The organism is Fodinicurvata sp. EGI_FJ10296, from assembly GCF_040712075.1.
Classification (GTDB): domain Bacteria; phylum Pseudomonadota; class Alphaproteobacteria; order DSM-16000; family Inquilinaceae; genus JBFCVL01.
This window is the reverse complement of sequence record NZ_JBFCVL010000004.1, coordinates 236349-261821: the sequence shown is the minus strand read 5'-3', so window position 1 is coordinate 261821 and position 25473 is coordinate 236349. Positions and strand designations below refer to the sequence as shown.

27 protein-coding genes and 1 tRNA gene are annotated in these 25473 nt (G+C 63.5%); 8 read left to right on the top strand and 20 right to left on the bottom strand.

All coding sequences use genetic code 11. The features are described from left to right. Nucleotides 1-16: 16 nt before the first annotated feature. From glyS to ABZ728_RS10045, 6 genes are all read right to left on the bottom strand, one after another. Entirely contained in the window at nt 17-2101 is a 2085-nt protein-coding gene (gene glyS / locus ABZ728_RS10070; RefSeq protein WP_366655966.1) for a glycine--tRNA ligase subunit beta, read from the bottom strand. Between the two features lie 7 nt (nt 2102-2108). Continuing rightward, nucleotides 2109-2990, bottom strand: coding sequence for a glycine--tRNA ligase subunit alpha (locus ABZ728_RS10065; RefSeq protein ID WP_366655965.1), 882 nt, complete (start codon nt 2988-2990; stop codon nt 2109-2111). 163 nt (nt 2991-3153) lie between these two features. Continuing rightward, nucleotides 3154-3384: a hypothetical protein gene (locus ABZ728_RS10060; RefSeq protein ID WP_366655964.1), complete on the bottom strand. Its 231-nt coding sequence runs from the start codon at nt 3382-3384 to the stop codon at nt 3154-3156. Between the two features lie 99 nt (nt 3385-3483). Continuing rightward, nucleotides 3484-4467: a S49 family peptidase gene (locus ABZ728_RS10055; protein ID WP_366655963.1), complete on the bottom strand. Its 984-nt coding sequence runs from the start codon at nt 4465-4467 to the stop codon at nt 3484-3486. Nucleotides 4468-4555: 88 nt separating this feature from the next. Continuing rightward, entirely contained in the window at nt 4556-5350 is a 795-nt protein-coding gene (locus tag ABZ728_RS10050) for a methyltransferase (RefSeq protein WP_366655962.1), read from the bottom strand. Nucleotides 5351-5354: 4 nt separating this feature from the next. After that, nucleotides 5355-5561 (bottom strand): DUF2007 domain-containing protein, encoded by a 207-nt coding sequence (locus ABZ728_RS10045; protein WP_366655961.1) that lies wholly within the window; start codon nt 5559-5561, stop codon nt 5355-5357. A 263-nt stretch (nt 5562-5824) separates the two neighbouring features. On the opposite strand from ABZ728_RS10045, the gene ABZ728_RS10040 reads away from it, so the two are divergent. Then, entirely contained in the window at nt 5825-6760 is a 936-nt protein-coding gene (locus ABZ728_RS10040; protein ID WP_366656238.1) for a polyprenyl synthetase family protein, read from the top strand. A gap of 60 nt (nt 6761-6820) precedes the next feature. Here ABZ728_RS10040 and ABZ728_RS10035 read toward each other — a convergent pair whose 3' ends face one another. The 5 genes from ABZ728_RS10035 to ABZ728_RS10015 all read right to left on the bottom strand — a co-directional run bounded on the left by ABZ728_RS10035 (nt 6821) and on the right by ABZ728_RS10015 (nt 11164). After that, a complete protein-coding gene (locus ABZ728_RS10035; protein WP_366655960.1) occupies nt 6821-7885 on the bottom strand; it encodes a TRAP transporter substrate-binding protein in 1065 nt (354 codons plus the stop codon). A 53-nt stretch (nt 7886-7938) separates the two neighbouring features. Continuing rightward, a complete protein-coding gene (locus tag ABZ728_RS10030) occupies nt 7939-9225 on the bottom strand; it encodes a TRAP transporter large permease (RefSeq protein WP_366655959.1) in 1287 nt (428 codons plus the stop codon). Continuing rightward, nucleotides 9222-9743, bottom strand: a complete 522-nt coding sequence (locus ABZ728_RS10025; protein WP_366655958.1) for a TRAP transporter small permease — start codon at nt 9741-9743, stop codon at nt 9222-9224. Before ABZ728_RS10025 ends, ABZ728_RS10030 begins: the two co-directional genes overlap by 4 nt. Before the next feature lie 67 nt (nt 9744-9810). Then, complete coding sequence (locus tag ABZ728_RS10020) at nt 9811-10356, bottom strand: hypothetical protein (protein WP_366655957.1); 546 nt, start codon at nt 10354-10356, stop codon at nt 9811-9813. Nucleotides 10357-10480: 124 nt separating this feature from the next. Further along, nucleotides 10481-11164: a GntR family transcriptional regulator gene (locus ABZ728_RS10015; protein WP_366655956.1), complete on the bottom strand. Its 684-nt coding sequence runs from the start codon at nt 11162-11164 to the stop codon at nt 10481-10483. Nucleotides 11165-11368: 204 nt separating this feature from the next. Between ABZ728_RS10015 and ABZ728_RS10010 the strand changes: the two genes are divergently transcribed. From ABZ728_RS10010 to tcuB, 5 genes are all read left to right on the top strand, one after another. Next, nucleotides 11369-12658 carry a Zn-dependent hydrolase gene (locus ABZ728_RS10010; protein ID WP_366655955.1) on the top strand — a complete coding sequence of 430 codons (1290 nt, stop codon included), beginning with the start codon at nt 11369-11371 and terminating at the stop codon, nt 12656-12658. 60 nt (nt 12659-12718) lie between these two features. After that, nucleotides 12719-13321 carry a chromate transporter gene (locus tag ABZ728_RS10005; RefSeq protein ID WP_366655954.1) on the top strand — a complete coding sequence of 201 codons (603 nt, stop codon included), beginning with the start codon at nt 12719-12721 and terminating at the stop codon, nt 13319-13321. Further along, entirely contained in the window at nt 13308-13838 is a 531-nt protein-coding gene (locus ABZ728_RS10000; RefSeq protein WP_366655953.1) for a chromate transporter, read from the top strand. Before ABZ728_RS10005 ends, ABZ728_RS10000 begins: the two co-directional genes overlap by 14 nt. A gap of 324 nt (nt 13839-14162) precedes the next feature. Next, nucleotides 14163-15596 carry an FAD-dependent tricarballylate dehydrogenase TcuA gene (gene tcuA, locus ABZ728_RS09995; protein ID WP_366655952.1) on the top strand — a complete coding sequence of 478 codons (1434 nt, stop codon included), beginning with the start codon at nt 14163-14165 and terminating at the stop codon, nt 15594-15596. After that, complete coding sequence (gene tcuB, locus ABZ728_RS09990) at nt 15583-16716, top strand: tricarballylate utilization 4Fe-4S protein TcuB (RefSeq protein ID WP_366655951.1); 1134 nt, start codon at nt 15583-15585, stop codon at nt 16714-16716. The genes tcuA and tcuB overlap by 14 nt, the downstream gene beginning before the upstream one ends. Before the next feature lie 86 nt (nt 16717-16802). Here the strand turns inward: tcuB and ABZ728_RS09985 are convergent, their stop codons facing one another. The 5 genes from ABZ728_RS09985 to ABZ728_RS09965 form a co-directional block, all read right to left on the bottom strand. Continuing rightward, the gene (locus tag ABZ728_RS09985) at nt 16803-17462 is read right to left on the bottom strand and encodes a peroxiredoxin (RefSeq protein ID WP_366655950.1); all 660 of its coding nucleotides are present in this window, start codon (nt 17460-17462) and stop codon (nt 16803-16805) included. Nucleotides 17463-17781: 319 nt separating this feature from the next. After that, nucleotides 17782-17857: transfer RNA gene (locus ABZ728_RS09980), tRNA-Lys, on the bottom strand. A gap of 110 nt (nt 17858-17967) precedes the next feature. After that, nucleotides 17968-18333, bottom strand: a complete 366-nt coding sequence (locus tag ABZ728_RS09975; RefSeq protein ID WP_366655949.1) for a hypothetical protein — start codon at nt 18331-18333, stop codon at nt 17968-17970. 163 nt (nt 18334-18496) lie between these two features. Then, nucleotides 18497-18898: a dihydroneopterin aldolase gene (locus ABZ728_RS09970; RefSeq protein ID WP_366655948.1), complete on the bottom strand. Its 402-nt coding sequence runs from the start codon at nt 18896-18898 to the stop codon at nt 18497-18499. Continuing rightward, nucleotides 18895-19746 (bottom strand): glycosyltransferase family 2 protein, encoded by an 852-nt coding sequence (locus tag ABZ728_RS09965; RefSeq protein WP_366655947.1) that lies wholly within the window; start codon nt 19744-19746, stop codon nt 18895-18897. The genes ABZ728_RS09970 and ABZ728_RS09965 overlap by 4 nt, the downstream gene beginning before the upstream one ends. A gap of 199 nt (nt 19747-19945) precedes the next feature. Between ABZ728_RS09965 and ABZ728_RS09960 the strand changes: the two genes are divergently transcribed. Continuing rightward, nucleotides 19946-20743, top strand: a complete 798-nt coding sequence (locus ABZ728_RS09960; RefSeq protein WP_366655946.1) for an SDR family NAD(P)-dependent oxidoreductase — start codon at nt 19946-19948, stop codon at nt 20741-20743. Here ABZ728_RS09960 and sulP read toward each other — a convergent pair. Genes sulP through ABZ728_RS09945 form a run of 3 tightly spaced genes read right to left on the bottom strand, consistent with a single transcriptional unit; the run spans nt 20674 to nt 23507 of the window. Continuing rightward, nucleotides 20674-22500, bottom strand: coding sequence for a sulfate permease (sulP, locus tag ABZ728_RS09955; RefSeq protein ID WP_366655945.1), 1827 nt, complete (start codon nt 22498-22500; stop codon nt 20674-20676). The genes ABZ728_RS09960 and sulP overlap by 70 nt on opposite strands. Before the next feature lie 57 nt (nt 22501-22557). Further along, entirely contained in the window at nt 22558-23079 is a 522-nt protein-coding gene (locus tag ABZ728_RS09950) for a YeeE/YedE family protein (RefSeq protein WP_366655944.1), read from the bottom strand. Nucleotides 23080-23084: 5 nt separating this feature from the next. Then, nucleotides 23085-23507 (bottom strand): YeeE/YedE family protein, encoded by a 423-nt coding sequence (locus ABZ728_RS09945; RefSeq protein ID WP_366655943.1) that lies wholly within the window; start codon nt 23505-23507, stop codon nt 23085-23087. A 371-nt stretch (nt 23508-23878) separates the two neighbouring features. Between ABZ728_RS09945 and ABZ728_RS09940 the strand changes: the two genes are divergently transcribed. Next, complete coding sequence (locus ABZ728_RS09940) at nt 23879-24709, top strand: universal stress protein (RefSeq protein ID WP_366655942.1); 831 nt, start codon at nt 23879-23881, stop codon at nt 24707-24709. 37 nt (nt 24710-24746) lie between these two features. On the opposite strand, the gene ABZ728_RS09935 is transcribed toward ABZ728_RS09940, so the two are convergent. Beyond that, a complete protein-coding gene (locus ABZ728_RS09935) occupies nt 24747-25451 on the bottom strand; it encodes a tyrosine-protein phosphatase (RefSeq protein WP_366655941.1) in 705 nt (234 codons plus the stop codon). Between the last annotated feature and the right edge of the window lie 22 nt (nt 25452-25473).

Here is a 25473-nt window from a genome sequence, read left to right as displayed (position 1 = left end):
CGTCCGCGCGGCGGTATCAGCCTTCTATTCGGCTGAATGTTGCCACGCGGTCCATCGTGGTGACCATCGCCTGAAGCAGCGCCAGACGATTCCGCCGAATGGCGCCGTCCTCGGCGTTCACGGTCACCGTATCGAAAAAGGCGTCCACCGGCCCGCGAAGGCCGGCAAATACTGTCATTGCGTCTTCGAACCGGTCCTGCGCCGTGAGCGGACCGATCTGTTCGTCCGTGGCCATGATTGCCGCGTGAAGTGTGGTCTCCGCCGCGTCGGTGAGCATCTCAGGTTCTACCGGCGCATAATCTTCGGCGCGCTGGCCGTCCTTTTTGGCCTCGATCCGGACGATGTTCGCCGCTCGCCGATACGCAACCAGCAGATTGGCGCCGTCGTCGGTTTTCAGGAATGATTCCAGCGCCCGGACCCGGGCCAGCAGGCGCACCAGATCGTCTTCGGTCGCGGCGGCGAACACGGCGTCGATCAGGTCGTGCCGGACCCCGCTGTCGCGCAAAACGACCTTGAGTCTGTCGGCGAAGAAGGCCAGCAGTTCTGTTTTAAGGTCGGGGCCGGCTTCGACGTGGTGGCCGTACAGCGACGCCGCCTCGTCGAACAGCGATGACAGCGACAGCCGATAGCCGTTCTCGACGGTGATCCGGATGATCCCGAGCGCAGCGCGCCGCAACGCATACGGGTCGCGGCTGCCGGTCGGTTTCTCGTCGATGCCGAAAAAGCCGACCAGGGTATCCAGCTTGTCGGCGAGGGCGACGGCGGCTGTGACCGGATCGTCGGGACACTGGTCGTTCGGGCCGAGCGGCGCATAGTGACCGCCGATTGCAGCGGCCACGGCGGCATCTTCGTGCTCGGCGGTGGCATAGTACCCGCCGATGATGCCCTGCAGTTCCGGGAATTCACCGACCATGCCGGTTACGAGGTCGGCCTTTGCCAGTGTGGCAGCACGTGTCGCCTGATCGATCGGGCATCCGAGCAGGGGCGCCAGGGTCCCGGCGAGCGCCACCATCCGGTCGACCTTTTCGGCCATGGTGCCCAGCCGCGCGTGGAATGTCACTTCACTCAACTTGGGGACACGGCTGGCCAGGGGTGATTTGCGGTCCTGGTCCCAGAAGAACTTGGCGTCGCTCAGCCGTGCCTGAAGCACGCGCTGGTTGCCCTCGACAACGGCCTTGCCGCCATCGGCGGCCTCGATATTCGCGATGACGACGAAATTCGGCGCCAGGGTGCCGTCAGGCCGTTCAAGGGCGAAATAACGCTGATGAGTCCGCATGGATGTGGTCAGCACTTCCGGCGGAACATCCAGAAAGGCGGTGTCGAAATGGCCCAGCAGTGCGACCGGCCATTCGACCAGTCCGGCAACTTCATCGATCAGCCCGGGATCGTCACGCAGCGTCAACCCGGCTTCGGCGGCACGGGCGCGGGCGCCGTCCTCGATCAGGCGCTTGCGGTCGTCCCGGTCGAGAACGACCTTTGCGTCCAGCAGCTGGGCGGCGTAATCGGCCATTCCGGTAACCGTGATCGGTCCGGGCGCCATGAAGCGATGGCCGACAGTAGTATCGCCGAATGCGAAGCGGGTTCGGGCGTCGGGCTCGAACCCGCCATCCAGCACCACGCCATCGAAAAGCGCGACGATCTGGCGAAGCGGCCTGACCCAGCGGAACGGTCTGTCGCCCCAGCGCATGGATTTCGGCCAGCCGAATCCCGAAAGCACCGTCGAAATCGTTTGGGTCAGCACCTCGGCCGTCGGGCGGCCGGGTTTCTGGATCACTGCGTACCAGATATTGCCTTTGGGCGTTTCGCGCTGTTCGCATTGGTCCAGCGTCAGTCCCGTAGCGCGCAGGAACCCCTCGACCGCCTTTTCCGGCGCATCGACCTTCGGGCCCTTGCGTTCCTCGACCCGGTCGTCCTGCCGGATCGGCATGCCGCCGATCGACAAAGCCAGCCGGCGCGGCGTGACATGGGCGGTGCCGCCGTCATGGGGCAGACCGGCGTCGGTCAGCGCGGCCGCGAACAGGCGTCGCAACTCGTCCGCCGCCCGCGCCTGCATGCGCGCGGGGATTTCTTCGGAGAGGATTTCGAGAAAGAATTCCGCCATGGATCGTCTATCGCTCCGCCAGCCACATTTCGCAGCATGCCTTGGCCAGTTCCCGCACCCGGCCGATATAGGCCTGGCGTTCCACCACGCTGATGACGCCGCGCGCGTCGAGAAGGTTGAACAGATGGCTGGCCTTGATCGCCTGATCGTAGGCCGGCAGCGCCTTGCGCGCCTTGATCAGGTCCTGACAGGCCGTTTCCGCGTCCGAAAAATGCCGCAGCAGGACGTCGGTGTTCGCCAGCTCGAAATTATAGGCGGAATATTCCCGCTCCGCCCGATGGAAGACGTCGCCATAGGTCTTGGCGCCGGGCGTATCCGGATCGTTGTACGGAAGATCGAAGATCGATTCCTTCTTCAGGACGTACATCGCCAGGCGTTCCAGGCCGTAGGTCAGTTCCATCGGAACCGGATCGCATTCGATTCCGCCGACCTGCTGGAAATAGGTGAACTGCGTCACCTCCATCCCGTCGCACCAGACCTCCCACCCCAGGCCCCAGGCGCCGAGGGTCGGGCTTTCCCAGTCGTCCTCCACGAAGCGGATGTCGTGCAGTGCGGGATCGATGCCCAGCGCCGCCAGACTGCCGAGATACAGCTCCTGGCTGTCGGCGGGCGAGGGCTTCATCAGGACCTGAAACTGGTAATAGTGCTGAACCCGGTTCGGATTCTCGCCGTACCGGCCGTCGGTCGGCCGCCGTGACGGCTGGACATAGGCACAGTTCCAGGTGCGTTCCGGCCCCAGCGACCGCAGCGTGGTGGCCGGGTGGAACGTGCCGGCCCCGACCTCCAGATCATAGGGCTGAAGGATAACGCAGCCCTGCCGGCTCCAGTATTGCTGAAGCGTCAGGATAACGTCCTGAAAGGATCGTGGTGGTGAGGTGGCGACGTCCATGCGGTGGCCTGACGGCTTTTCGATTGTCGTTCGTCGGGGCGCGGCCCGATATCCGCGTTGCAGCGCACACTAGTGCCGCGCGCCGGCGGGATCAAGCGCGCGACGCAAGAATTCCGGCCGGGCCTTCGCGTTCCGGCCCAAAACAGGGGGCCAATTTCGAGGGCTATCGGGCCGGACCGTCTGGATCGCAGACATGGATGTTGGGGTCGGAAATGTAGGCGCCGCACTGGGGACACCGCACCAGATCGAGTTCGGGCTTCTTGTTGGCCGAACGGCGCGCCTGATCGGCCGCGCGGCGGGTGCGGGCGGAATCGATCCGGGCGTAAACCCGGTAACCATACCAGACGACGAAAATAATCACCGCCAGGACGAGGAGTTCGCGGATGCTGAGCATGTCCCGAAGACGTTAGGGCCGGGGCCTGTTGCCGGTCAAGTGGACCCTGCGGCGCAGGGCGCGAAAGATGGATATTGCGACAGATGGGGGGGCGCGAAGCTACGACAGATCGTAGCGTTGGTTCTGAGCGCGTTCGTCCATGACGTCCAGCACCGCATGAACCAGGCTGCGGGCATCCTCGGTCGTCAGTCCCCCGGCCACACCTCCGGACACTCCTCCTGCCAGGCCGAACCGCCGCCGAAGCGAGGGCTTGTCCGGATTAACAACCCTCAGGCGCAGCTTCGAGCCATAGCGGGCGCGCAGGAAGGGCCGCATATGGTCGATCGCGTCGACCAGCCCCAACCGCCGGGCAGCCTCGCCACTCCAGAACTCGCCGTTGAAGATGTCAGATCCGGTCGTGCCGTCGCCGGCGGCCAATCGGTCACCACGGCGCTCGCGGACCAATTTGATGAAGGCCTCGTGAACGTCCTGTTGCAGGCTTTCCAGCTTGTGCACGTCGTCCTGCCGCTCCGGAGAGAAGGGGTCCAGAATCAGCTTACGGGTGCCGGCGGTATAGACGCGCCGCTCGACTCCCATACGTTCGAGGAGTCCCGTAAAGCCGAAACCGGCTGAAATCACGCCGATCGAGCCGACAATGGATGATTTGTCGGCAATGATCTCGTCGGCAGCACAGGCAAGCCAGTAGCCGCCACTGGCAGCAACATCCTCGACGAAGGCGATGACGGTCTTGTTTTTTTCCACCGCCAGATCGCGAATGCGGCCGGCGATGAGGGATGATTGAACGGGCGAGCCGCCGGGCGAGTTGACCACAAGTGCTACCACCGGCCCCTTGGTGGCGAAGGCACGCGCGATGTGAGATTCCAGCGACGCCAGCGTCATGCCGGAACGGCCGAACCCGGCCTGGCCGATCGTGCCGACCAGCCGCAGGACGGGAATGTCGGGCTGACCGCGTCTCAACAGCCGGTCCAGCCAGGAACGGGATTGCGCCCCAAGCCTGGACCGGGGCCACGATCCGGGCGTCCGATCGGGCGGAGCCGGCGGCTGTGGGGCCGGGTTCGGGGAGTCGGAGATTTCAGCACTCATGAATGGCGATGCCTGTGGTGTCGGACGTGCGACCAGATCCTGACAAATGCCCATGGTTCGCGGTGTTGCAAGGGGGGTGGGCACTCGATCATCGCCTGCCGGCATTTTCTTCAAGGGGCTGTGCGTCGTTCAGGATCCGAAGCGCGGCCGGGGTAAAGCCGCCATCGGCCTCGTGCAGAACCAGACCGGCAGCAATCGATGCCGGCGTTTTGACGTCGCGCCGGGCGTGAACGATGACGCGGCGCGCGCTGTCCCCATGGCGGCTGTAGATCGGATGGATGGCGATCGCGCCGAATCGCGGCGCAAGCGTGGCGATGATGTCGGCGATTCTGTCAGCCCGATGGATTATCGACAACCAGCCCCGTGGCTTCAGCAGGCGATGGGCCGCCGCGATCCAGGCCCGAAGGTCGATATCGCCTTCCGCCATGGACATGGCGCGGTCGGCTCGCGGCGAGCGCCCGTGTCCCGATTCCGCATAGGGCGGATTGGTCATCACGCGATCGGCAGTTCCAGGCGCGATGGGGCCTGAGGCCATGGTGCCGGCACCGACACAGCCCGCGACTATCGCCATACGATCCTGCACACCGGTCGCCGCGGCGCCAAGCCCGGCCAGCAGGGCATAAGCGGTCTGCTTTTCCAGCCCGATGATCGATACGCCGGGGGAACGCACGGCCAGACAGAGGCCGGCCGTGCCGACCCCGCAGCCGAGATCGACGACGACGTCGCCTGCATGCGCATCAACCGAGGCTGCCAGAAGGATCGGGTCGATCGCCGCACGATAACCCGCGCGCGGCTGGATCAGGGTAACGCGGCCGCCGAGCACGGCGTCCCGCGTCGTGCCTGCCGGGCGATCGCTCGTCCCCGCCGGGCGCTCACTGGTCAAGATGTCACTCCACCAGATCGTTCTCACCGGCGTCGGTCAGGAGTTTGATGGTGCTGGCGACATCGTCGTCGGCGACCATCAGTCGCCGGGGGATGGCCCCGACGCTGCCCTCCATGATCGACGTGTGCACATCCAGCACGAGGCATTCTATCCCCGCATCCGACAGCAAGGCGCTGATCCAGGACAGCCGGACGACATCGTTGGTGCGCATTATTTCTTTCATGGAACGAACGACTCGTCTACCAGTCGGGTATCTGTCGGGGCGAAAGTATCGGGGCGTCCATGGCCATGCTCTTGACCGGCGGCGAACGCCACCTATGCTGACGCTCATCACTCCCAAGGTCAACGGAGTTGGAGATTATCACCGTGCCCGGCGTTGTCGGATCCAATAAGGCAAAATCACCTGCAGCTTCCCGGTCTGACGACGTGGAGTCCTCCGCGCTGGACCGACTGGCATCGCTGGTCGCGGCGGACATGGATTCCGTCAACCGAACGATCGTCGACCGGATGCACAGCCCGGTGGAGATGATCCCGCAACTGGCCAGCTATATCGTGTCCAGCGGCGGCAAACGCTTGCGCCCCCTGTTGACGCTGGCGACCGCCCGGTTGCTGGGCTATGGCGGCGATGCCCATGTCGGGCTGGCGGCGACGGTGGAATTCATTCACACCGCAACCCTGTTGCACGATGATGTCGTCGACGAAAGCGCGCTGCGCCGGGGGCAGGCGTCCGCGAACGAGCTGTTCGGCAATCAGGCGTCGGTTCTCGTCGGCGATTTCCTGTTCGCCCGGGCCTTCGAACTAATGGTCGAAGGCGAATCGCTGGATATCCTGCGCATCCTGTCGCGGGCATCGGCGGTCATCGCGGAGGGCGAGGTTCTGCAGCTTTCGGCGCAGCATGATGTCGCAACGACCGAATCGACATACATGCAGGTGATCGAGTCGAAGACGGCCCAGCTTTTTGCCGCGGCCTGCGAAGTCGGGGCCGTTATCGCGGGTGCCGACGAGACCGCGCGCGACAACCTCCGCCGTTACGGGTTGTCTCTTGGCCTCGCATTCCAGTTGGTCGACGACGTGCTGGACTATTCGGCCGAGCAGGCGCGTCTGGGCAAACGCGTGGGGGACGACTTTGCCGAAGGGAAGGTGACGCTGCCCGTGATTCTGGCATTCGAAGCCGGTGACGAGACCGAAAAGGCCTTCTGGCGGCGGACCATGCAGGACCAGGATATCCGCGACGGCGATCTCGCCCACGCACAGATGCTGCTGGGTCGGCACGGAACCCTGGATGCTGCCATGGCGCGTGCCGGGACCATTGCGACCGAGGCCGTGGGGTTGCTGGAAGCGGCGCCCGACGGACCAATTCGCGACGCCCTGGCAGGGGTCCTTACCTTCGTGGTCGACCGCGACTATTGACCGGCACAATCCACGAACGAAAATGGCGTCACCCCCGCGAACGGGAGTGACGCCATTTCGTCAGTCCGCTGATACGTCCCGTTCCTCTGCCACGGCCGCTAGTTGGTCGTGATAGAAATCGAGCGCGGCTTGGCCGTCGACGTCGCGTTCTTCGGCCGCCTCGACCCAGTTTTCGGTCACGAAGGCCAGAAGGTCCTGAAGTTCGGAAAGTACCTCATCGTCGATCTGATGCAGGGTGGCGCCTTCTTCCTCCAGGGCTGCAATGGCGTTTTCCTCATATTCCTGCCACACCTCGGCAAATCTCAGCGCCATCGCCTCGCCCGACAGTTCCATGATCGCCTCCTGATCGGCTTCGGAGAGGCTGTCGAAGCTGTCGCGGTTCATCACCATGAACTGGCTGGAATGGGCGAAGCCGCCGGGCGCGATCGAGCCCATGGGCATGTGTTCGGTCATGTTGAAGGCAACGACGGTTTCCAGTTGCTGGAACATGCCGTCGATGACGCCGCGCGCGACCTGTTCATAAGCTTCGGTCAATGGCGACGAAATCGGCGTCATGTCCAGAGCCTGGGTGATCTGCTCTACCACGGCGCCGGGGACGCGAATGCGTTTGCCGTCGACCGCGTCGATCGATGTCAGGGTCGTGTCGTTCGTGAACAGCTGATAGGGGCCGTTGGTCCAGAGGCCGAGCAGGACGACATCGTCGTGCTCGCCGGCATCCATCATGAATTCTTCGTAAGTGCGCCAGTAGGCCAGTGAATTGACCACGGCATCGTTGGACGTGAACGGCAATTCCCCGATCTCGGTCAGCTTGAAGCGTTCCGGCGTATAGCCATGGACGCCGAACGCCAGATCGGCGACGCCATTGGCGACCAGATCGTAATGGGACGGCGGATCGCCGAGCGCCGAGACGATTTCGACGGTGACGCGCCCCTCTGTGGCTTCTTCGACGGCCTCGGCCCAAGGCGTCACCATTTCGGTGACGACGTGGTGGGTCGGTGGCAGCCAGTTGGAGAATCGCAGCACCGTCTGGTCGTCCGCAGCGGCGCCGGTCGCGCCCGCAGCGACCGAGACGAGGGCGGCAACGGCCGTTGCCGTCGTCAGGTATGGCTTTGAACAGGGTTTCATGACGGTATGTGCCTCCTTTTGGCGATTGATGATTCGTGGCCCGTTTCCGCTGGCTACATGCGTGACGGCAGGAACAGAGCGATTTCCGGAAAAACGACGACCAGCAGAATACGCAGGATGTCGGCTCCCAGGAACAGGGCAATGCCGGTGAAAATGGTGCCGAGCGGGACCGTGTTCAGGACCGTGCGCAACATGAACGCGTTCAGCCCGATCGGTGGGGTGATCAGCCCGACCTCGACGACCATGACGATGATGATGCCGAACCAGACCGGGTCGAGGCCCAGCGACGTGATCACCGGAAAGAATATCGGGATCGTCAGCAGGATCATCGACATGCTTTCCAGGATGCATCCCAGCACCAGATAGATCCCGCAGATGATAAGCACGATGACCATCGGCGAGGCGTCGATGCCGGCCAGGAACCCCGCGATCATGCGCGGCAGCCCGGCCACATTGACGTAGTTCATGAAGACCAGCGCGCCGACGATGACGAACAGCATCATGGCCGTCGTGATCGCGGTATCGATCAGCACGTCGCGCAGCACGATCAGGGTCAGGCGCCGCCGGATCAGGGCGATGATGAAGGCGCCGACCGCACCGACACCGGCGGCTTCGGTCGGGGTGAAGATTCCACCGTAGATACCGCCCATGACGATGCCGAACAGCAGCAGCACGGCCCAGACCCGCTTGAGCGAGCGCAACCGCTCGGGCCAGGATTGCCGGTCGGCCGTTGGCGCCCAGTCTGGCCGGGCGCGGGCGATGATTCCGCAGGTCACCATGTACAGCACGACACCGAGAAGCCCCGGCAGGAAGCCGGCGGCGAACAGCATGCCGATATCGGTTTCTGTCAGGACGCCGTAGAGAATGAGTACAACGCTGGGCGGAATGAGGATGCCCAGCGTTCCGCCGGCGGCGATCGATCCGGTGGCCAGAACGTCGCCATAGCCATAGCGTTTCATGGCCGGATAGGCGACGCGTGCCATCGACGCCGTGGTCGCCATGCTCGACCCGGAAACCGAGGCGAAGCCGCCGCAGGCCAGGATCGTCGCCATGGACAGGCCGCCCCGCCAATGCCCGACGAAGCTGTGCGCGCTGTCATAGAGATCGCGGCTGACCTCGGCCCGGTTGATCAGATTGCCCATCAGCAGGAAGAGCGGGATGACCGACAGGCTGTAGCTGGTGACAGTGGAATAGGCGGTTCGCGCCGTCATATACGCCGCCGGGCCGATATCGGTGATCAGTGCGAACCCGATGGTTCCCACCGCCAGCATGGCGACGCCGACCGGAATGCCAAGGCCCAGCATGGTGAAGAGAACGACCAGACCGAGAATGGGGCTCATCCGGCATCTCGATACAGGGCGGTGGTGGCGTCTTCGGCGGCCAGCGGTTCGATCAGCGCGGCGATGGTGCTGAGGCCGGTCAGTACCGCTGCGAACGCCACGAACGGGAACAGCGGAATGCCGCCGAACAGCGTGGTGTCACCACGCGCGGCGAACTGCAGTGCCAGTTGCCCCAGATGCCAGGCGAGAAAGCCCAGCATGGCGGCTGTAACCGCGGCCCGCAGCCACGCCAGATATGGCGCGAGTGCCGGGACGGCCTCCTGCAATGCCGTCACCTGAACATGCCCGCGCCGGACCGTGATCACCGGCAAAGCGCCGAATACGACGAACACCATCAGAAATTCGGTCAATTCGTAGGCGCCGGTGATCGGTGCGTTCAGCGCATAGCGGAACACCACGTCGGCGAACATCAATCCCATCATCGCGAACAGCGCGACGGCGATCAGAAGTGTCAAACCGGATTGAATTGCCGAAACGGCTTTTTCCATTGGCTGCGCCCCGAATACGTCGGTGCGCATCGTGCTATATCGGAATCATTTGATCAATATGACCTTGGCACGGCGACGGCGATCAGGCGGCCGACAGTTATGCGGCCTTACGGGCCGAGCTTTGCGCCGCATCTTCAGCCGCCCCGGCCAGACCGTCGATATGGGTCAGGATGTGCGTGGGCAGATCGTTTGCCCGGCCGACCGGCAGATGGAGTGCCTGGGTTCCGTTGCCGTTGGATCCGAAATCGTCATCGATGACCTGATATATGGGGCAGCCGCGATCCAGGCATTGCTGCAGGCCGGTAAACACGGCCTTGGGCAGGGCAGACTGCGCGATAAGGTCGTGAACCAGACGGCCTTTGCCGGGGCTGCCCAGGGCCGATTCAATCGAACTGCCGCACAGCGTGATTTCGAATTGCAGCGGCCCGCGCAGGCGTCTGACAACCAGCAGATTGCCCGACCAGGGAGCGAGTGTACGGCCCGAGAGTGAGGCCGGCTGAAGAAAATGGCCTTTGACCAGTTGCCGCCAGAGGCCAAGCAGCGCCGCCTGATCGGCCTTCGTCAGGCGGTCGATATCGGGATCGACTGCCAGAGCCGGCGTCGTGGGCACTTTGCCGAGAGTATGGATCGATGCTGTTGTCATGGATGGTATCCGAACCCTGCGCCACCCGCACCAGGACGGGACGAGTTTCAGGTTAACGGGGATATATTAATGGATGGATAATCCGATCCGGATGCCGCCGCGCGGGATGCGCCGGAGGGCAGCTCTAGTAGAGTTCGCCGATACGGGTCACGATGCTCTGGAATACGGCGTCCAGATGGGCCGTCATTGCCGCTGCCGCCGCGTCGCCGTCGCTGCGTTCGAGGGTATCGAGCAGATGTTCGTGTTCGTTGCATGTCTGGACGAATCGTTCCGGCAGCCGGCGGAGATCGAACATACGCGTCTTGCGGCGCACGTCGCGCACGATGTCTGCCATGAGCGCGTTGCCGCAGTGGTCGAGAATCGTGTTGTGAAGGTCGTCGTCGATCCGGCGATGGTCGCCGTCTTCCGGCTCCAGGCCCTGGGGCCGGTCGGCAAAGTCGCGTAATGCCTGCAGCTTCGTGCGCAGATCGGCCAGCGTGGCGGGCGGTATCCGGCCGACCGCCTGACGCGCGGCTTCGGGTTCGAGCAAACGGCGTATCTGCAGCGACTGGACGTAATCGGTGACGGTGAACTGCTTGACCTGAAGCAGTCCGCCGCTTTGCCGGGTCAGGATGCCTTCGCCCTCCAGCAGGATGAGTGCCTCGCGAATGGGGCTGCGCGACACGCCGAGCCGATCGGCCAGCCGCCGCTCCTGAATCGTTTCGCCACCCTTGATCTGGCCGGAAAGAATCAGGTCGATCAGCCGCTCATAAGCGAGCCGTGCCAGACGTTGTCCGTCCTTTTCCACTACAATGCGATCAGTTGTCACCGGTAACCCTTGAAGTCGAGTATTCAATTAAAAGCTGCAGCCATCGGCACCCGAACGGCGTCGACCGCCCTGTCTGGCCGGGGGTTTGGACCACGTTCTGGACCGGCGGCGATCCTAGGCGCAAATCGCGTCGGACGGAAGTGTCGGCTTGTTCGCGGTATACCACTTATATACCATGGTTGCGGGCAATAGGAGTTGTAGACCGTGACATCAGTCGAAGTAACAACGCTGGCGCCAGCGATCGACATCGCTGACGCGCTTTTCCGGAAGATAGCAGCCCGAACACCCGATCCAGCCGGCGAGGGGGCCGGAGTCTCGCGACCGTCCTTTGGCGAGGGTGAGCAGATTGCCCACGACCTGGTGCGAGCGATCGGGACACAACATGGTCTCGAATGCCATGTCGACAAGGTCGGTAGCCTGCATCTCACGCTGCCGGGCAGGGATCGTTCGGCGGCTCCGATCGTGATCGGGTCACATCTCGACTCCGTCCCACAAGGTGGCGACTATGACGGAACCGCGGGCGTTCTGCTGGGACTGGCCGTGGCGATCGGCCTCTCACGGATGGAGGTTGTCCCGCCGGTCGACATCGTCACCCTGGCGATTCGCGCTGAAGAAAGCGCCTGGTTCGACGCCAGCTATGTCGGCAGCCGGTCGGCTCTGGGGCTTCTTTCCCACGATGACGCCCGGAAGATCCGTCGGTCCGACACCGGCCGGTCACTGGCAGATCATATGGCCGAAGCCGGTTTCGATCCCTCTGAGCTGGACGATACGGCGCCGGCGATCGACCCCGCAAAAGTCGGTGCATTCATCGAAGCTCACATTGAACAGGGGCCGCTGCTGATCGATCGCGCCGTACCCTTGGGGCTGGTCAGCGGCATTCGCGGCAGCCTTCGCTATCGCACCGCGCGCTGCATTGGGGAATATGCCCATTCCGGGGCGACGCCGCGCCATCTGCGCCACGACGCCGTGTCGGCGACCGCCGCCCTGATCGAGGCCACCAACGCATTGTGGCGGCAATTCGAGGCGGCGGGCGAGGATTTGGTGTTCACGGTCGGGAAACTTCATACCGATCCGGCGGCCGATGCGTTCAGCAAGGTTTCCGGCGAAACGACATTCACGATCGACGTCCGCAGCCTGTCGACGGACACTCTTGATCGATTCGATGCCGAGCTTCAGGCCGCCGCTCAGGAAATTGCGAAAACGCACGGCGTTACGATCGAACTCGGCCCGAAAACGGGCTCCACGCCGGCAGCGATCGACGGCCGGATGATCGAAAAACTCAGTTCCCTGGCAGCGGATCTGAGTATCGGCACCGAGATCATGCCCAGCGGCGCCGGTCATGATGCGGCGGTATTCGCCGGGGCCGGCGTTCCGACAGCGATGATCTTCATCCGCAACACACATGGCAGTCACAACCCCGACGAATCCATGGAGATGGCAGATTTCGCCGAAGCGGCCCGGCTCGTCATGGCGTATTGCCTCGCGGCGAAATAATGTGCAATGCGGTGACGGTTTTTATCGTATGGGCAGATACGTTCGGCTATCGATGACGCCATGAGCGTTCGATCCGAGAATTGGTCCCGGAGCCGGGACATCCGGCTGTCCAGTCTTTTCCTGACCTTTGCCTTCATCGGCCTTTCGGGCTTCGGCGGTGTGCTGCCGTTCGCCCGGCACGAACTGGTCGAGCGCAAGCGATGGGTTTCGGCTGCGGAATTCACGGACATTCTCAGCATCTGCCAGTTTCTTCCCGGCCCCAACGTCGTCAATCTGACTGTCACGTTCGGCGTTCGAGTGGACGGCATACGCGGTGCCGTTGCGGCGTTCCTGGGGCTGATGGTCATGCCGGTGGCCATCGTTCTGGCGCTGGCGGTTCTCTATGCCGAGTTCAGCGAAGTGCCACAGGTTCGCGACGCCTTCCGCGCCATCGCCGCCGCCGCGGCCGGCCTGTTGGTGGCCATGGCTTTCAAGATGGTGACGGCGATGGGCATGGCCCTGCGCCCGCTGGTGCTGATGGCCGCAGTGATCGTCGCCATTGTCATGCTGCGCTTGCCCCTGTTCGCCGTCGTTGCCGTGCTGGGCCCGATCAGCATCGCGCTCGCCTGGTGGGACAACCGCGCCAAGGCAGACGGAGAGAGAGACACCGATGGACGGCCGTGATCCTCTGATCGATCTTGTCCTGCATCTTCTGGTGCTGTCGTTGGTCGCGGTCGGCGGAATCAACGTCATCCTGCCCGATCTGCACAGGGTCGCGGTCCTGGGCGAAGGGTGGATGACCGACGAGGAATTCACCACCTTGTTCGCGCTGGCCCAGGCCGCCCCGGGCCCGAACATGTTGTTCGTAACGCTTATCGGCTGGAAGGTGGGCGGCATTCCCGGTGGACTGGCGGCCACGGCGGCCATGTCCGGCCCGGCCGTGATTCTGGCCTATGGTATGGCCCGGCTTTGGCTCGCATGGGGGCATCAGCCGTGGTTCACGGCCTTGCGCAATGGTCTGGCGCCATTGACCGTGGGTCTGATTGTCGCCAGCGCGGCGTTGCTGACCATTGCCGCCGCTTCAGGCTGGCAAAGCTATGCCGTGACGGCGGTCGCGGCCGCCATCGTCATCATGACGCGCGTGCATCCGATTATCGTCCTTGCCGGCGCCGGCGCTCTGGGCGTTGCCGGGTTGGTCTGACCGGCGTTAACCAGCTTTCTTTCCCGGAACTGTATGCCGGATGTCGCGCGATCCCGGCACGGCGTTGGCTTGTCCCACAAGTACGCAGCACCATGTTCCTTTCCATTGCCACTTTGAACACATTTGCATACAATCCGCTGATGCAAAAGATCGGCCCGTTGTCGGGACCGGTCCGCACAAAGATGCAAAGAGGAGAACGATCCCATGCCGACACACGGCGACGATCCGGCGAATGCCTCCCTGATATCGGCGGCAATGGTTATCGCCGGGGCGGCGATCGGCCGTCCTGCCGCTGCTGCCTGCGGCTGCTGATCGGTCGTGGCAATGTCGAAGAATTCGGTCTCCCCGGCGACGCGATTGCCGTCGGGCTGGGACGAGCGATACGACGTTCTGGTCGTCGGCGGCGGCAACGCGGCCCTTTGTGCGGCCATTACCGCGCGCAATGCCGGATCGAAGGTTCTGGTGCTCGAAGGCGCGCCAAAATTCTATCGCGGCGGCAATACCAGGCATACACGCAATCTGCGCTGCGCCCATGACGAGGCGAACGAGGTCCTGACCGGTCCCTATTCCGAGGACGAGTTCTGGGACGATCTGATGCGCGTGACGGGCGGGCAGACCAACGAGGAACTCGCGCGTCATACAATTTCGGAATCCAGGGAACTCTGGGATTGGATGAACGAACAGGGCGTCCGGTTTCAGCCGCCGCTGGGCGGCACGCTCAGCCTCGGCCGGACAAACGCCTTCTTTCTGGGCGGCGGGCGCGCCATGCTGAACGCCCTTTATTTGCGCGCGGAAAAACTGGGCGTCGACATCGTCTACGATGCGATGGTCACCGATCTGGAGATCGAGGACGGCCATTTCAATTCGGCGACGGTCGAAGTCGACGGCACGTCCCACACCATCCGCGCCGCGACGCTGGTAACGGCGGCCGGCGGTTTCGAGGCGAATATCGACTGGCTGAAGGAATATTGGGGAGAGCGGGCCGGCAACTTCCTGATCCGGGGCACGCCCTATAACAAGGGGTCGATCCTGCGCCTGCTGCTCGATCGCGGTGTCGAGCCGGTTGGCGACCCTACCCAATGTCACGCGGTGGCGATCGACGCCCGGTCGCCGCAATTCGACGGCGGCATCGTCACACGGCTCGACTGTGTGATCTTCGGTGTTGTCGTCAACAACGAATGCGTCAGATTCTATGACGAGGGCGAGGATTTCTGGCCCAAGCGCTATGCCATCTGGGGTCGGCTGGTGGCCGATCAGCCGGACCAGACCGCCTATATCATTATCGATTCCAAGGCCATAAGCCTGGTGATGCCGTCGGTCTATCCGGCGATCGAAGCCGGCAGCATCGGTGAACTTGCCGGCAAGCTGGGTCTGTCGGCCGAACGGCTGGAGGCAACGGTTGCCGACTATAACGCCAGCGTGCAGCCCGGCGACTTCGACCCCAATACCCTTGACGACTGTCATACCGAAGGCCTCGAACCGCCCAAGACCCACTGGGCGCGGACCATCGACGAGCCGCCCTTCTATGGCTATCCGGTTCGCCCGGGAATTACCTTCACCTATCTCGGCACGCGCGTGGACAAGCAGGCGCGCATCCTCATGACCGACGGCAAACCATCGGCAAACATGTATGCCGCCGGCGAGATCATGGCCGGCAACGTGCTCGGCAAGGGATATATCGCCGGGATCGGCATGACCATCGGGGCCGTCTTCGGCCGGATCGCGGGCCGGGAGGCCGCAAAACATGCACGCAACTGACGCTCTCGCCGAAGCCGATCGGCAGATGACCATCTGCAACGCCTGCCGCTATTGCGAAGGCTTGTGCGCGGTTTTTCCGGCAATGGAGAAGCACCGCACTTTCGCCGACGGCGATCTGAACTATCTGGCCAATCTCTGCCATAGCTGCGGCGCCTGCTATCAGGACTGCCAGTTTTCCACGCCGCATGAGTTCGCTGTCGACGTGCCCCGTACGCTGGCGAAGGTCCGTAACGATTCGTACAAAACCTACGCATGGCCCGGCTTTCTGGCCGGTCTTTTCGACCGCAACGGTCTCGCCATCTCGATCGTCGCCGCTCTTGGCGTTGCGGCGTTCATCCTGGGTTTCATCGCATTCAACGATGCCGATCAACTGTTTGCCGTTCACCAGGGCGAGGGGGCGTTCTACCGGCTGATGCCGCACAATGCCATGATCATCCTGTTCGGCGCGGCGTTTGCTTATGCCATTCTGGCATTGTGCATGGGCTGCAGGGCGTTCTGGCGCGACAGTAATGCCGTGAATGCGGTGATCGGCGATGGCCGCGTATCAATCTGGCAGGCGATGAAAGATGCCTCGACCCTGCGCTATCTCGATGGCGGCGGCGTCGGGTGCATCAACGAGGACGAACGTCCGACAGACAATCGGCGCCTGTATCATCACCTGACATTCTATGGCTTTCTGCTGTGCTTCGGCGCCACGAGCATGGGCACGATCTATCATTATGTGTTCGGTTGGCAGGCGCCGTATCCGTGGTGGGATATACCGCCGATGCTGGGCAAGGTCGGTGGCGTCGGGCTGGTGATTGGCACCGTCGGCCTTCTGGCCGCCAAATGGCGGCGCGACCCGGCGCTGGTCGACGAGAGCAAGCGCGGCATGGACACGGCCTTCCTGGTGATGCTGTTCCTGACCGCGGCCACCGGGCTGGCGCTGCATGGCCTTCGGTCCACGCCGGCCATGGGCATGATGCTCGCCATCCATCTCGGCGTCGTGTTCAGCCTGTTCCTGACCATGCCGTATGGCAAATTCGTCCACGGCATTTATCGGTTCGCGGCACTAACCCGCTATGCGATGTCCAACCGCCATGGCTTCGCAAAGCCCGGGGCCTCGTCCTCCGACTCCTGATCGCGGCTGAACTCCCGGCCTGACCGTTCGCGTTCTGTGATCCGGATCGCCCCCGCCTCTCGCGGGGGCGCATCAGGTTCCATCGCTTAAGCGGAAGGCTGCTTCGTCTTGCGCAGATACGGCAGCACCGTGTCATACGATCCGAAACGCTTGGTGGCATCCTCGTTCGAGACGGCTGGCGTGATGATGACATCCTCACCGCTCTTCCAGTTCGCCGGCGTTGCGACCTGATGCCTGGCGGTCAGCTGCATCGAATCGATGGCGCGCAGAATTTCGTCGAAGTTCCGTCCGGTCGTCATTGGATAGGTCAGGACCAGCTTGATCTTCTTGTCCGGACCGATCACGAACACCGACCGGACGGTGGCGTTGTCAGCCGGGGTGCGGCCGTCGGAACTGTCGCCCACTTCAGCCGGCAGCATGTCGTAAAGCTTTGCGACGCTCAGGTCCTTGTCACCAATCAGTGGGTACTTGACGCTATGCCCCGTCGCCGTCTGGATATCCTGGCCCCATTTTTCGTGGCTTTCGACCGGATCGACGGATATGCCGATGATCTTGACGTTGCGCTTCTTGAACTCGCTCTCCATTCCCGCCATCGTGCCAAGCTCGGTCGTGCAGACGGGCGTGAAATTCTTGGGATGCGAGAATAGCACCGCCCAGCCGTCGCCGATCCACTCGTAAAAATTGATGGTGCCGTGCGTGGTTTCGGCGGTGAAGTCGGGTGCGGTGTCGTTGATGCGAAGGCCCATTGCCGGAAACTCCCAAATTGAACGTCGCGCGGGCGCCGCGCGCCCCGAAGAGCCGTTCGCCCTTCTGCGCGCTATATGGCATTCCTGCGATGTTGGAACAAGGTATCCTCGCAGATGCGATGTAGGATGTTGGAATTCTCCGATACAGACATGTTCAATTCATGGTCTGATGGCATTTGGCGGGTAAGATCGATGCACCATGATCCGGATATATCGATCCGAAACAAATCAAAAGGGGAGTAGAGGACCCTGCAGACGATCGACAGCCCGTTCGGCACGAGGGTGTTACCCATCTCTCCGGGTCGGACAATATCGGGGATGGTGACCGCTCAGGGACTCGAACCCTGGACCTACTGATTAAAAGTCAGTTGCTCTACCGGCTGAGCTAAGCGGTCGCCCGGAGGTGGTCCGGAGATGGATCGCGCGGACCATAGGGAATCGGACAGCGCCGGTCAACGCCGTAAGGCGGACCCACGTCACTTTTTAGGCGAACCGGCCGATTGTGTCAGGCGGACCGTTCGATCAGCAGTCCGGTGGTGATGTCGACGTCGATGAAAACCGTCATCGATTGCTGGGGTACCGTCTGGTCGGGCCTGCTGGCGGCGAATGTCAGGGTGGCTGCGGCCGGATCCTGACCGACCAGCACCGGGTCGACCAGACCGATGTCTTCCAGCGCCCCGACCAATGTCGGAATATGCAGGGGTGGCAGCGTGTCGCCAAAGTCCGGGCCAGTGTCGGGCTGGGTGCCTTTGGCGGCCGTGTCGTCATCAACGGCGCAGCAGGGAGTCGTCGCCTGGGCCGGCGGGGGATTGGCCGTCGTCATCGCCAGGGCGCTGACCAGGGCTGCGAAAATGGACGCACATTTCACCATATCTGCCATCCCCCATACTGTTGCTGTGGCCCGCCGCCTGCCGATTGATCGACCGCAGTCCGGATTCGTTAGTATATTACATCAATTATCGCTGATAAGGTTATGATATTATTGTGAATATCCGGGTTGACTGCGCCATTTCGTCACCATGATTCGGCCACCATTATGCCGCAATCCCTGGCCGGAAGCGAACGAACTCGACCACCGGTACGGCGCGGCCGTTATAGACATGAGGCTTGCGGATACGCACGCGGCAGGCTTCAACACGCTGATCTTCAAGGCAGAACTGGACCAGCGACTCGGCCAGCGTTTCCAGAAGGTCGGTATGTGGCTGCCGGCACCAGTCGCCGGTGACGTATCGATAAATGCGGTCGTAGTCGAAACAATCGCCAATCACCGTGCCGCTGAATCGATCAAGCGCAGCTGCCATTTCGACATCCACGATCAGCCGCTGCGATTTGCCCGGTGTCCGCTCCCAATCCGCGATGCCGACTTCGGCTTCCACCTCGATGTCGGAAAGGCTGACGGTCTGTGCATTGACGGCGCCGGGCAGCAATGAGGTCATGGCGTCACACGGTTGCCCAGCGACAGAAAATCGGCCAGATCGCGCACCTCTCCCGACGACATTTTCGACGCGAACACCGTATTGGTGCGCATATCGTCGGAGAACTGGCGCCGCGCGGCTGCTGCCATTTTTCGGGGAAGGCCGAAGGCGTCATGGTCGAGCCGGTTCAGGATCATTTCATAGGCATCGTGGGCCCGGTTGGGGGTGTCGGCCGAATGTGACAGAGAGCCCGGCCGATGGGCATAGAGGTACCCCGGCTCCAACAGGATCCGCATATCGGTGGCCTTGGCCAGTAGCGTCAGATTGAAGACGACGTCCTCGGCGAATGGAAGATCGGGCCAGCCGTCGCCCAGCAGGCTGCGGTGAAAGACCGGGGCGAACGGGATGCGCGGCGACAGCAGATCGTAGGTGGTCAGGGTGCGGTCGTCGCTGTCGACTGAAAACGCCGTGCGGATGAGGCTGCCGTCGGTGCTGGTCATGGCCGTGTTGTCGACGGCGGCCCCACCCTTTGCGGCCAGGGCAACCAGTTTGGCCAGACGGCCGGGCGCAAAGGCGTCGTCGGCATCCAGTGTCGCGATGAAATCGCCGGTGGCTTCGCGTGCCGCCGCGGTGCGGGCAATGCCCGCGCCGGACCGCATGGTCGGCGTCCGGATCATGCGCAGCCGCTCGTCCTCGACCCCTTGACGGGCAAGCTGTGCCAGATAGTCGATGTGGTCGTCACTGGCAATGATGATCTCGACGGCGACGTCTTCCTGCCGCAGGGCGCTGAAAACCGCGAAATCGATCGTGGAAAGGGCGTTGAACGCCGGTATGACGACGGAGACGCGGGGCGTCATTGCGGATGGCATTGGTGCGGTACACCCTGTCGTTTCGTTCTCGGCTTATGTTCGATAGATATTGCCGTGAACCGGCCGCGATCCACGTCTGGCTCTATCGATGGGGCGGTCCGTCCAAACCGATGGCACGATTGAAGATGTTGCCATCAGGCGGCGCCTTCAAGACTGTAAAGCAAATTTTGGCGGAATGGACAATGATTGGAACACTCCTGTGGCTATAGGCCAGAGCACGGGAAGCGAAGCAGCGCCGATCGCACTGGTGACCGGCGGGGCGGCGCGAATCGGTCGCGCGATCGCGACAGGACTGGCTGCCGATGGCTGGTCGGTGGTGATACATGCGAACCGGTCGCTGGCGGCGGCCCGCGATCTGGCCGCCTGCCTGACGACTGATCGGGCGCCGGCCTTTGCAGTAGAGGCCGACCTTTGCGACCCGGAGGCGCCGGAACGCCTTGTCGGCGCGGCGGTGGCCATGGCGGGCGGCGTGCCCGATCTGGTCGTTAATAACGCGTCGGTATTCGACTATGACGACGCCGCCAGCCAGACACCCGACAACTGGCGCCGGCAGATGACGGTCAACGCGACGGCGCCGATGATGATTTCGCGCGCCTATTACAGGCGGACCGCCGCGGGAAAGGGCGTGGCCAGCGGGGGCGCCATCGTCAATATACTCGATACGAAAGTGTTTAATCTCGACGGCCGCTTTCTATCCTACGAGGTCTCCAAGGCGACGTTGCTGGCAATCACCCTATCCACCGCCCGCGCATACGCGCCCCACGTCCGGGTAAACGCGGTCGCGCCCGGCCTGACATTGCCGAGCGGCCGGCAGTCAGAAGCGGATTTCGTCGCCGCCCATACGCTCAATCCCCTGGGCATGGGCGCGGCGCCGGATCAGATTGCGCGCGCCGTTGTCATGTTCGCGACGACGCCCGGCCTGACCGGTCAGATTTTGGCGGTCGATGGCGGCGAAGCGCTGGCCGGCGCCGATCCGTCGGTATTCGAGGCGATGTAGGCGGAGACCCGCCCGGAAGATGGATCCGTCGCAAGCGCAGTCATGGCGCCATGGGTGCTGAGATGAATCGCGCCGGACAGGTGCTGAAGAAATTCCGTGCCTGTCAGGCGGTCCATTACCGGCCCCTTGACCTCTGCCAGATGCAGGTCGACGCCGCTGTCCTTCAGCCGGGCGTTGAGGGCTTCCAGGCTTTCCAGGGCACTGGCGTCGATCGCATTGACCGCCGAGCAGATCAGGACCAGGTGCCGGGCGGCAGGCCGGTCCGCGACAAGACCGACGAGTTGGTCCTCCAGCGCCCTGGCATTGGCGAAGTTGAGGCTCTCGTCGACCCTGACCGCGACGACGGCGTCGTCGGTCAGGACCTCGTGGCGATTGATGTTGCGATAGTGTTCGGTGCCCGGCACCCGCCCCACGACGGCGACATGCGGCCGCGCCGTGCGCCATATCAGCAGCGCCAGCGACAGGGCGACGCCGGCCAGTATGCCGGCTTCGATGCCCTCGATCATGACCAGAGCCAACGTCACGATCAGGGCGGCGCCGTCGGCACGGCTGTAGCGCCAGGTCCGCACGATCGACCGGAAATCGACCAGCCCCAGAACGGCAACGATAATGGTGGCGCCCAGCACTGCGTTGGGAAGGTTGTGAAAAGCCGGTGTCAACGCAATGGCGGTCAGCGCCATGAGCGCGGCGGTGAATATCCCGGCGATCGGCGTGCGGGCGCCGGCGGCGTGGTTGACCACCGAGCGGGCGAATCCGCCGGTCACCGGATAGCCGGCGGTAAAGGCCGCGCCGAGATTGGCCGCCCCGAGGCCCATCAATTCGCGGTTTGCGTCGATCTTCTCCCGGCTGCGGGCGGCGAGGCTTTGCGCGACGGATACGCTTTCGACGAATCCGATCACGCTGATCAGCATCGCCGGGACGATCAGCGCCCCGATCAGCCCCGGGTCAAGCGCAGGAATAGTCAGAGGCGGCAGACCGCCGGGAATCGCGCCGACGACGGCGACGCCGAATCGGCTGCTCAGCTCCAGCGCACCGACGGCAACGACGGACGCGATGACCGCCAGAACCGGCGCCGCCTTGACCACGACATCGGCCAGGAACGCCGAGAGACCCCAACGGCGCAGCACGCCGCCGAGATACCGCCGGACCGCGAAAAGAAACGCGACCGTCGCGATGCCGATTATCGAGGTGACCAGATTAGGCCCCGCCTCGATCTCTGTTATCGACTGCCAGAACGCTGGCAATGTCGATCCCGACAACGGCAGCCCCAGAATGTGGCCCAGCTGGGACAGGGCGATCAGGATCGCCGCCCCGGTCATGAAGCCCGAAACGACTGGATGGCTAAGCAGTGTCGCCAGGGCGCCGAGCCGGAAAAGGCCCAGTGCGAACAGAAACACGCCCGACAGCGCGGCCAGCAGGACGGCGGCGGCCATGAACTCGGCCGTGCCGGGTTCGGCGACGACACCGATTGCCGAGGCGGTCATCAGCGAGACGACCGCCACCGGGCCGACGGCCAGGGCCCTGCTGGACCCGAACAGCGCATAGCCGATCAGCGGCACGATGCTGGCGTAAAGTCCCACCTGCGGGGGCAGGTTGGCGAGCATGGCATAGGCCAGGCTTTGCGGGACCAGCATGATCGTCACGATTACGGCCGCCAGCGTATCGCTCGACAGGTCGCGGCGAGAGTAGTCCGCGATCCAGCCGAGCAGAGGCAACACAGCTACCGCTCGCGATTTGGAATTATTTTGGGCGCGCATGTCGATATCCTGAATGCGGGGAGTCCGGGGCAGTTCCGGGAGACCCGGGGACCGGCTTTAGCCGTCCTGGCGAGTGGGCGCGGGACTCGTGGTGCGTGGTCCGCCGGTCGGCAGCAGGCGGGGCACGGCGAGGCCGGCCAGCATTGCCGCGACAAAGACGGCGACGGCCGTGACGCCGCTGCCCGACAAGGCGGCACCGCCAATTCCGGCGCCCAGCGCGGCCAGCGCCGGTCCGGGGCAGAAACCTGCCAGTCCCCAGCCGACCCCGAACAGGGCGGATCCGCCGACCAGCCGGGGATCGATGTCCGAGCGGGTCGGAAAGCGGAACATCTGCGAGAACACGGGCGCACCGCGTCTGCGCAACAGTCTGAAGCCGGGCAGGGTGACGAGGACCGCGCCGCCCATGACGAATGCCAGTGTCGGATCCCAGGCGCCGAAAAGGTCCAGAAAGCCCAGCACTTTTGCCGGATTGATCATCCCGCTGATCGTCAGGCCGAGGCCGAAGACGAGGCCGGCGGCGAGTGCAGTTCCGACTGCGGCAACGTTTGTTCTTGAGGTCGAAGTTGGTGAGGAGGTCATGGGATTCAGGCTCCGAGCAGGTGGCGGGCGATAAAGACGGTCGCGAAAGCCGTGGTCATGAAGACGGCGGTGGCGACGAGCGACCGCGGCGACAGCCGCGCAAGACCGCAGACGCCGTGGCCGCTGGTGCAGCCGCTGCCGAGCGACGATCCCAGGCCGACGATGAAGCCGGCAACAGCCAGCAGGGCCGGTCCTCCGGCCAATGCGATGTCGACCGGTCCGGTCGCAATGCCATAGAGAGCAGGCGCGGCGAGCACACCGATGACGAACGCCGCCCGCCATGCAGTGTCGGATGACGGGCGGGCCAGCAGCCCGGACGCGATCCCCGAAATGCCGGCGATTCGTCCGTTGAACAGCATCAGCATAACCGCCGAAAGGCCGATCAGCATGCCGCCGATCAGGCCGGAGACAGGGGTGAAATTTTCCATTGGGACCTCTTCAGAAGCGTCAGCATGCCGCACTGCTGCGACACTCAATTATGTGAATGATAGTTTATAAAATATGTAATCGATGGCTGTTCCGCAAGTGGCAGGGCACCATTCCGAACGACCCATTGCACTGATTTTCCGGAGAGCCGATCTTTCGGGGGAAGAATCGGCGCCGGTTCGGCCCTTGATTCAGCGAGGCGGCATGCCATCGCTTCGGAAAGCATCTATCGAAGGTCGGCAGAGCGCTGTGCAGTTTGATGCATATCAATGCACTCGGCGCGCGCTCGGTCGACTATCTCCGTTCGGGGAGTGCCCGAAAAATGCGGGATGGGGAGCGTTCACCATCCGGCGCTATTCAGGAGAACCTTGCCATGGCCTACAAGACCTTACTCGTCCATGTCGACAACACCAAGCAGAGCCGTGGCCGAATCGCGGCAGCGGCCGAGATCGCCCGCCGGAACGATGCGCATATCGTGGGACTTGGCATCCGCGTGCCGATGCCGCTTCCGGCCTATGCCGGACCCAGCATCGCGCCGGTCTTCATCCCCATTATGGATGATGACGGCGACGAGCAGATCGACGAGGCCAAAGCTCTGTTCGATCAGGTCATGGATCAGGAAGGTCTGACGGGATCCTCGGAGTGGCGTGCGGCCGGAGGCGATGCGGCCCATGTGCTCGATATTCATTCCCGGTATGCAGATCTGGTGGTGGTGGGGCAGACCGATTACGACCTGACGCCCAGCAGTGTCTGGGACCTGCCTGACAATCTGGTGCTGGAATCCACGCGCCCTGTGCTGATCGTTCCGCATATCGGACCGCGGGCGACGATCGGCAAAACGATCACTGTCGCCTGGGACGGCGGGCGTGCGGCCGCCAGCGCCGTCTATGCCGCCTTGCCGCTACTGAAGCGGGCCGATCAGGTCCAGATCCTGACCGTTCGTGCGTCGGACACGACCAAGCGCTGGCCGGGAATGGATGTGGCCGCCTATCTTGCGCGACACGGTGCCAATGTTACGGCGTCGCGCTTTGATGGATCGGAGATGTCGATCGACGATGTGCTGCTCAACAGTGTCTCGGACACCGGCGCCGATATGGTCGTCATGGGTGCCTATGGCCACTCCCGATTCCGTGAGACAGTGCTGGGCGGAACGACGCGCAACATTCTGAAGCATATGACCGTTCCGACGCTCATGGCTCATTGACCGGGGGCTCATTGACCGGGGGCGCATTGATCGGCGCTCATTCGCGGCGAAGAATACGATCCGTCAGCACGCGGGCGAATCGGGTCGGCTGGAAGCGGTCGTGCACAGCGACGATGTCGCAATGCCGACGCCGCCAGTCGATCAATCCCAGCCGCCGGGGTTCGCCTTCGTCTCGATAGGTTTCGAGAAATGTCGTGAGGATGCCGGGCATGCCGCGGCGGACATGCCCGAAGCGCCAATGCAACTGCCCGATCGCCTCGGCCGCGGATCGGTTTTCGGCGAGCATCAGATAGATGGCGGCGGCAAGCCCGGCCCGGTCGGCGCCGGATTTGCAGTGAAAGACGAGCGGCTTGTCGGCGGTCAGGAATATGTCGCTGAGGGCGACCAGTGTCTGCTCGTCCGGGATGTCCCGTGACTTCATGCGCAGGTCGATCAGCCGAAGACCGAGCGTCGTGGCGGTGCGGCTTTCCAGCTTGTAGGCGCCGCTGTCGTCGGCGCCGCGCAGATTGACGATGGTGCGCACGCCCTGACGGCTGAGCCGTCGCAGCATCCGGGGAGACGGTTGGGCGCTGCGATAGACGCCGGGGGCGACCTGATGCAGATTCGGTCGAAGCCAGCGAAACGCACCCAGATCGAATGCCACCAGATCGACATGGGCGAGCAAGCGCTGCCACGGCGTTTCCAGAGATCCCTGAGCGTCGCGGAGCCTGCGCCTGAGCCGCTTTTTAAAAGATCGCGCCATGGCGTCCCTGCCAGAGCTTGCA

What these genes read in the sequence shown, in the direction of transcription:
- ABZ728_RS10060 (WP_366655964.1), bottom strand. Translation starts at nt 3,384, where the DNA reads ATGCTCAGCATCCGCGAACTCCTCGTCCTGGCGGTGATTATTTTCGTC.
- ABZ728_RS09950 (WP_366655944.1), bottom strand. Translation starts at nt 23,079, where the DNA reads ATGACCTCCTCACCAACTTCGACCTCAAGAACAAACGTTGCCGCAGTC.
- ABZ728_RS10020 (WP_366655957.1), bottom strand. Translation starts at nt 10,356, where the DNA reads ATGACAACAGCATCGATCCATACTCTCGGCAAAGTGCCCACGACGCCG.
- ABZ728_RS10045 (WP_366655961.1), bottom strand. Translation starts at nt 5,561, where the DNA reads ATGCGCACCAACGATGTCGTCCGGCTGTCCTGGATCAGCGCCTTGCTG.
- ABZ728_RS10040 (WP_366656238.1), top strand. Translation starts at nt 5,825, where the DNA reads ATGGATTCCGTCAACCGAACGATCGTCGACCGGATGCACAGCCCGGTG.
- ABZ728_RS09965 (WP_366655947.1), bottom strand. Translation starts at nt 19,746, where the DNA reads ATGCCATCCGCAATGACGCCCCGCGTCTCCGTCGTCATACCGGCGTTC.
- ABZ728_RS09985 (WP_366655950.1), bottom strand. Translation starts at nt 17,462, where the DNA reads ATGGGCCTTCGCATCAACGACACCGCACCCGACTTCACCGCCGAAACC.
- ABZ728_RS10025 (WP_366655958.1), bottom strand. Translation starts at nt 9,743, where the DNA reads ATGCGCACCGACGTATTCGGGGCGCAGCCAATGGAAAAAGCCGTTTCG.
- ABZ728_RS10000 (WP_366655953.1), top strand. Translation starts at nt 13,308, where the DNA reads ATGGACGGCCGTGATCCTCTGATCGATCTTGTCCTGCATCTTCTGGTG.
- sulP (WP_366655945.1), bottom strand. Translation starts at nt 22,500, where the DNA reads ATGCGCGCCCAAAATAATTCCAAATCGCGAGCGGTAGCTGTGTTGCCT.
- ABZ728_RS09940 (WP_366655942.1), top strand. Translation starts at nt 23,879, where the DNA reads ATGGCCTACAAGACCTTACTCGTCCATGTCGACAACACCAAGCAGAGC.
- ABZ728_RS10065 (WP_366655965.1), bottom strand. Translation starts at nt 2,990, where the DNA reads ATGGACGTCGCCACCTCACCACCACGATCCTTTCAGGACGTTATCCTG.
- ABZ728_RS09975 (WP_366655949.1), bottom strand. Translation starts at nt 18,333, where the DNA reads ATGGTGAAATGTGCGTCCATTTTCGCAGCCCTGGTCAGCGCCCTGGCG.
- ABZ728_RS10030 (WP_366655959.1), bottom strand. Translation starts at nt 9,225, where the DNA reads ATGAGCCCCATTCTCGGTCTGGTCGTTCTCTTCACCATGCTGGGCCTT.
- ABZ728_RS10055 (WP_366655963.1), bottom strand. Translation starts at nt 4,467, where the DNA reads ATGAGTGCTGAAATCTCCGACTCCCCGAACCCGGCCCCACAGCCGCCG.
- tcuB (WP_366655951.1), top strand. Translation starts at nt 15,583, where the DNA reads ATGCACGCAACTGACGCTCTCGCCGAAGCCGATCGGCAGATGACCATC.
- ABZ728_RS09945 (WP_366655943.1), bottom strand. Translation starts at nt 23,507, where the DNA reads ATGGAAAATTTCACCCCTGTCTCCGGCCTGATCGGCGGCATGCTGATC.
- tcuA (WP_366655952.1), top strand. Translation starts at nt 14,163, where the DNA reads ATGTCGAAGAATTCGGTCTCCCCGGCGACGCGATTGCCGTCGGGCTGG.
- ABZ728_RS09935 (WP_366655941.1), bottom strand. Translation starts at nt 25,451, where the DNA reads ATGGCGCGATCTTTTAAAAAGCGGCTCAGGCGCAGGCTCCGCGACGCT.
- glyS (WP_366655966.1), bottom strand. Translation starts at nt 2,101, where the DNA reads ATGGCGGAATTCTTTCTCGAAATCCTCTCCGAAGAAATCCCCGCGCGC.
- ABZ728_RS09970 (WP_366655948.1), bottom strand. Translation starts at nt 18,898, where the DNA reads ATGACCTCATTGCTGCCCGGCGCCGTCAATGCACAGACCGTCAGCCTT.
- ABZ728_RS10035 (WP_366655960.1), bottom strand. Translation starts at nt 7,885, where the DNA reads ATGAAACCCTGTTCAAAGCCATACCTGACGACGGCAACGGCCGTTGCC.
- ABZ728_RS10005 (WP_366655954.1), top strand. Translation starts at nt 12,719, where the DNA reads ATGAGCGTTCGATCCGAGAATTGGTCCCGGAGCCGGGACATCCGGCTG.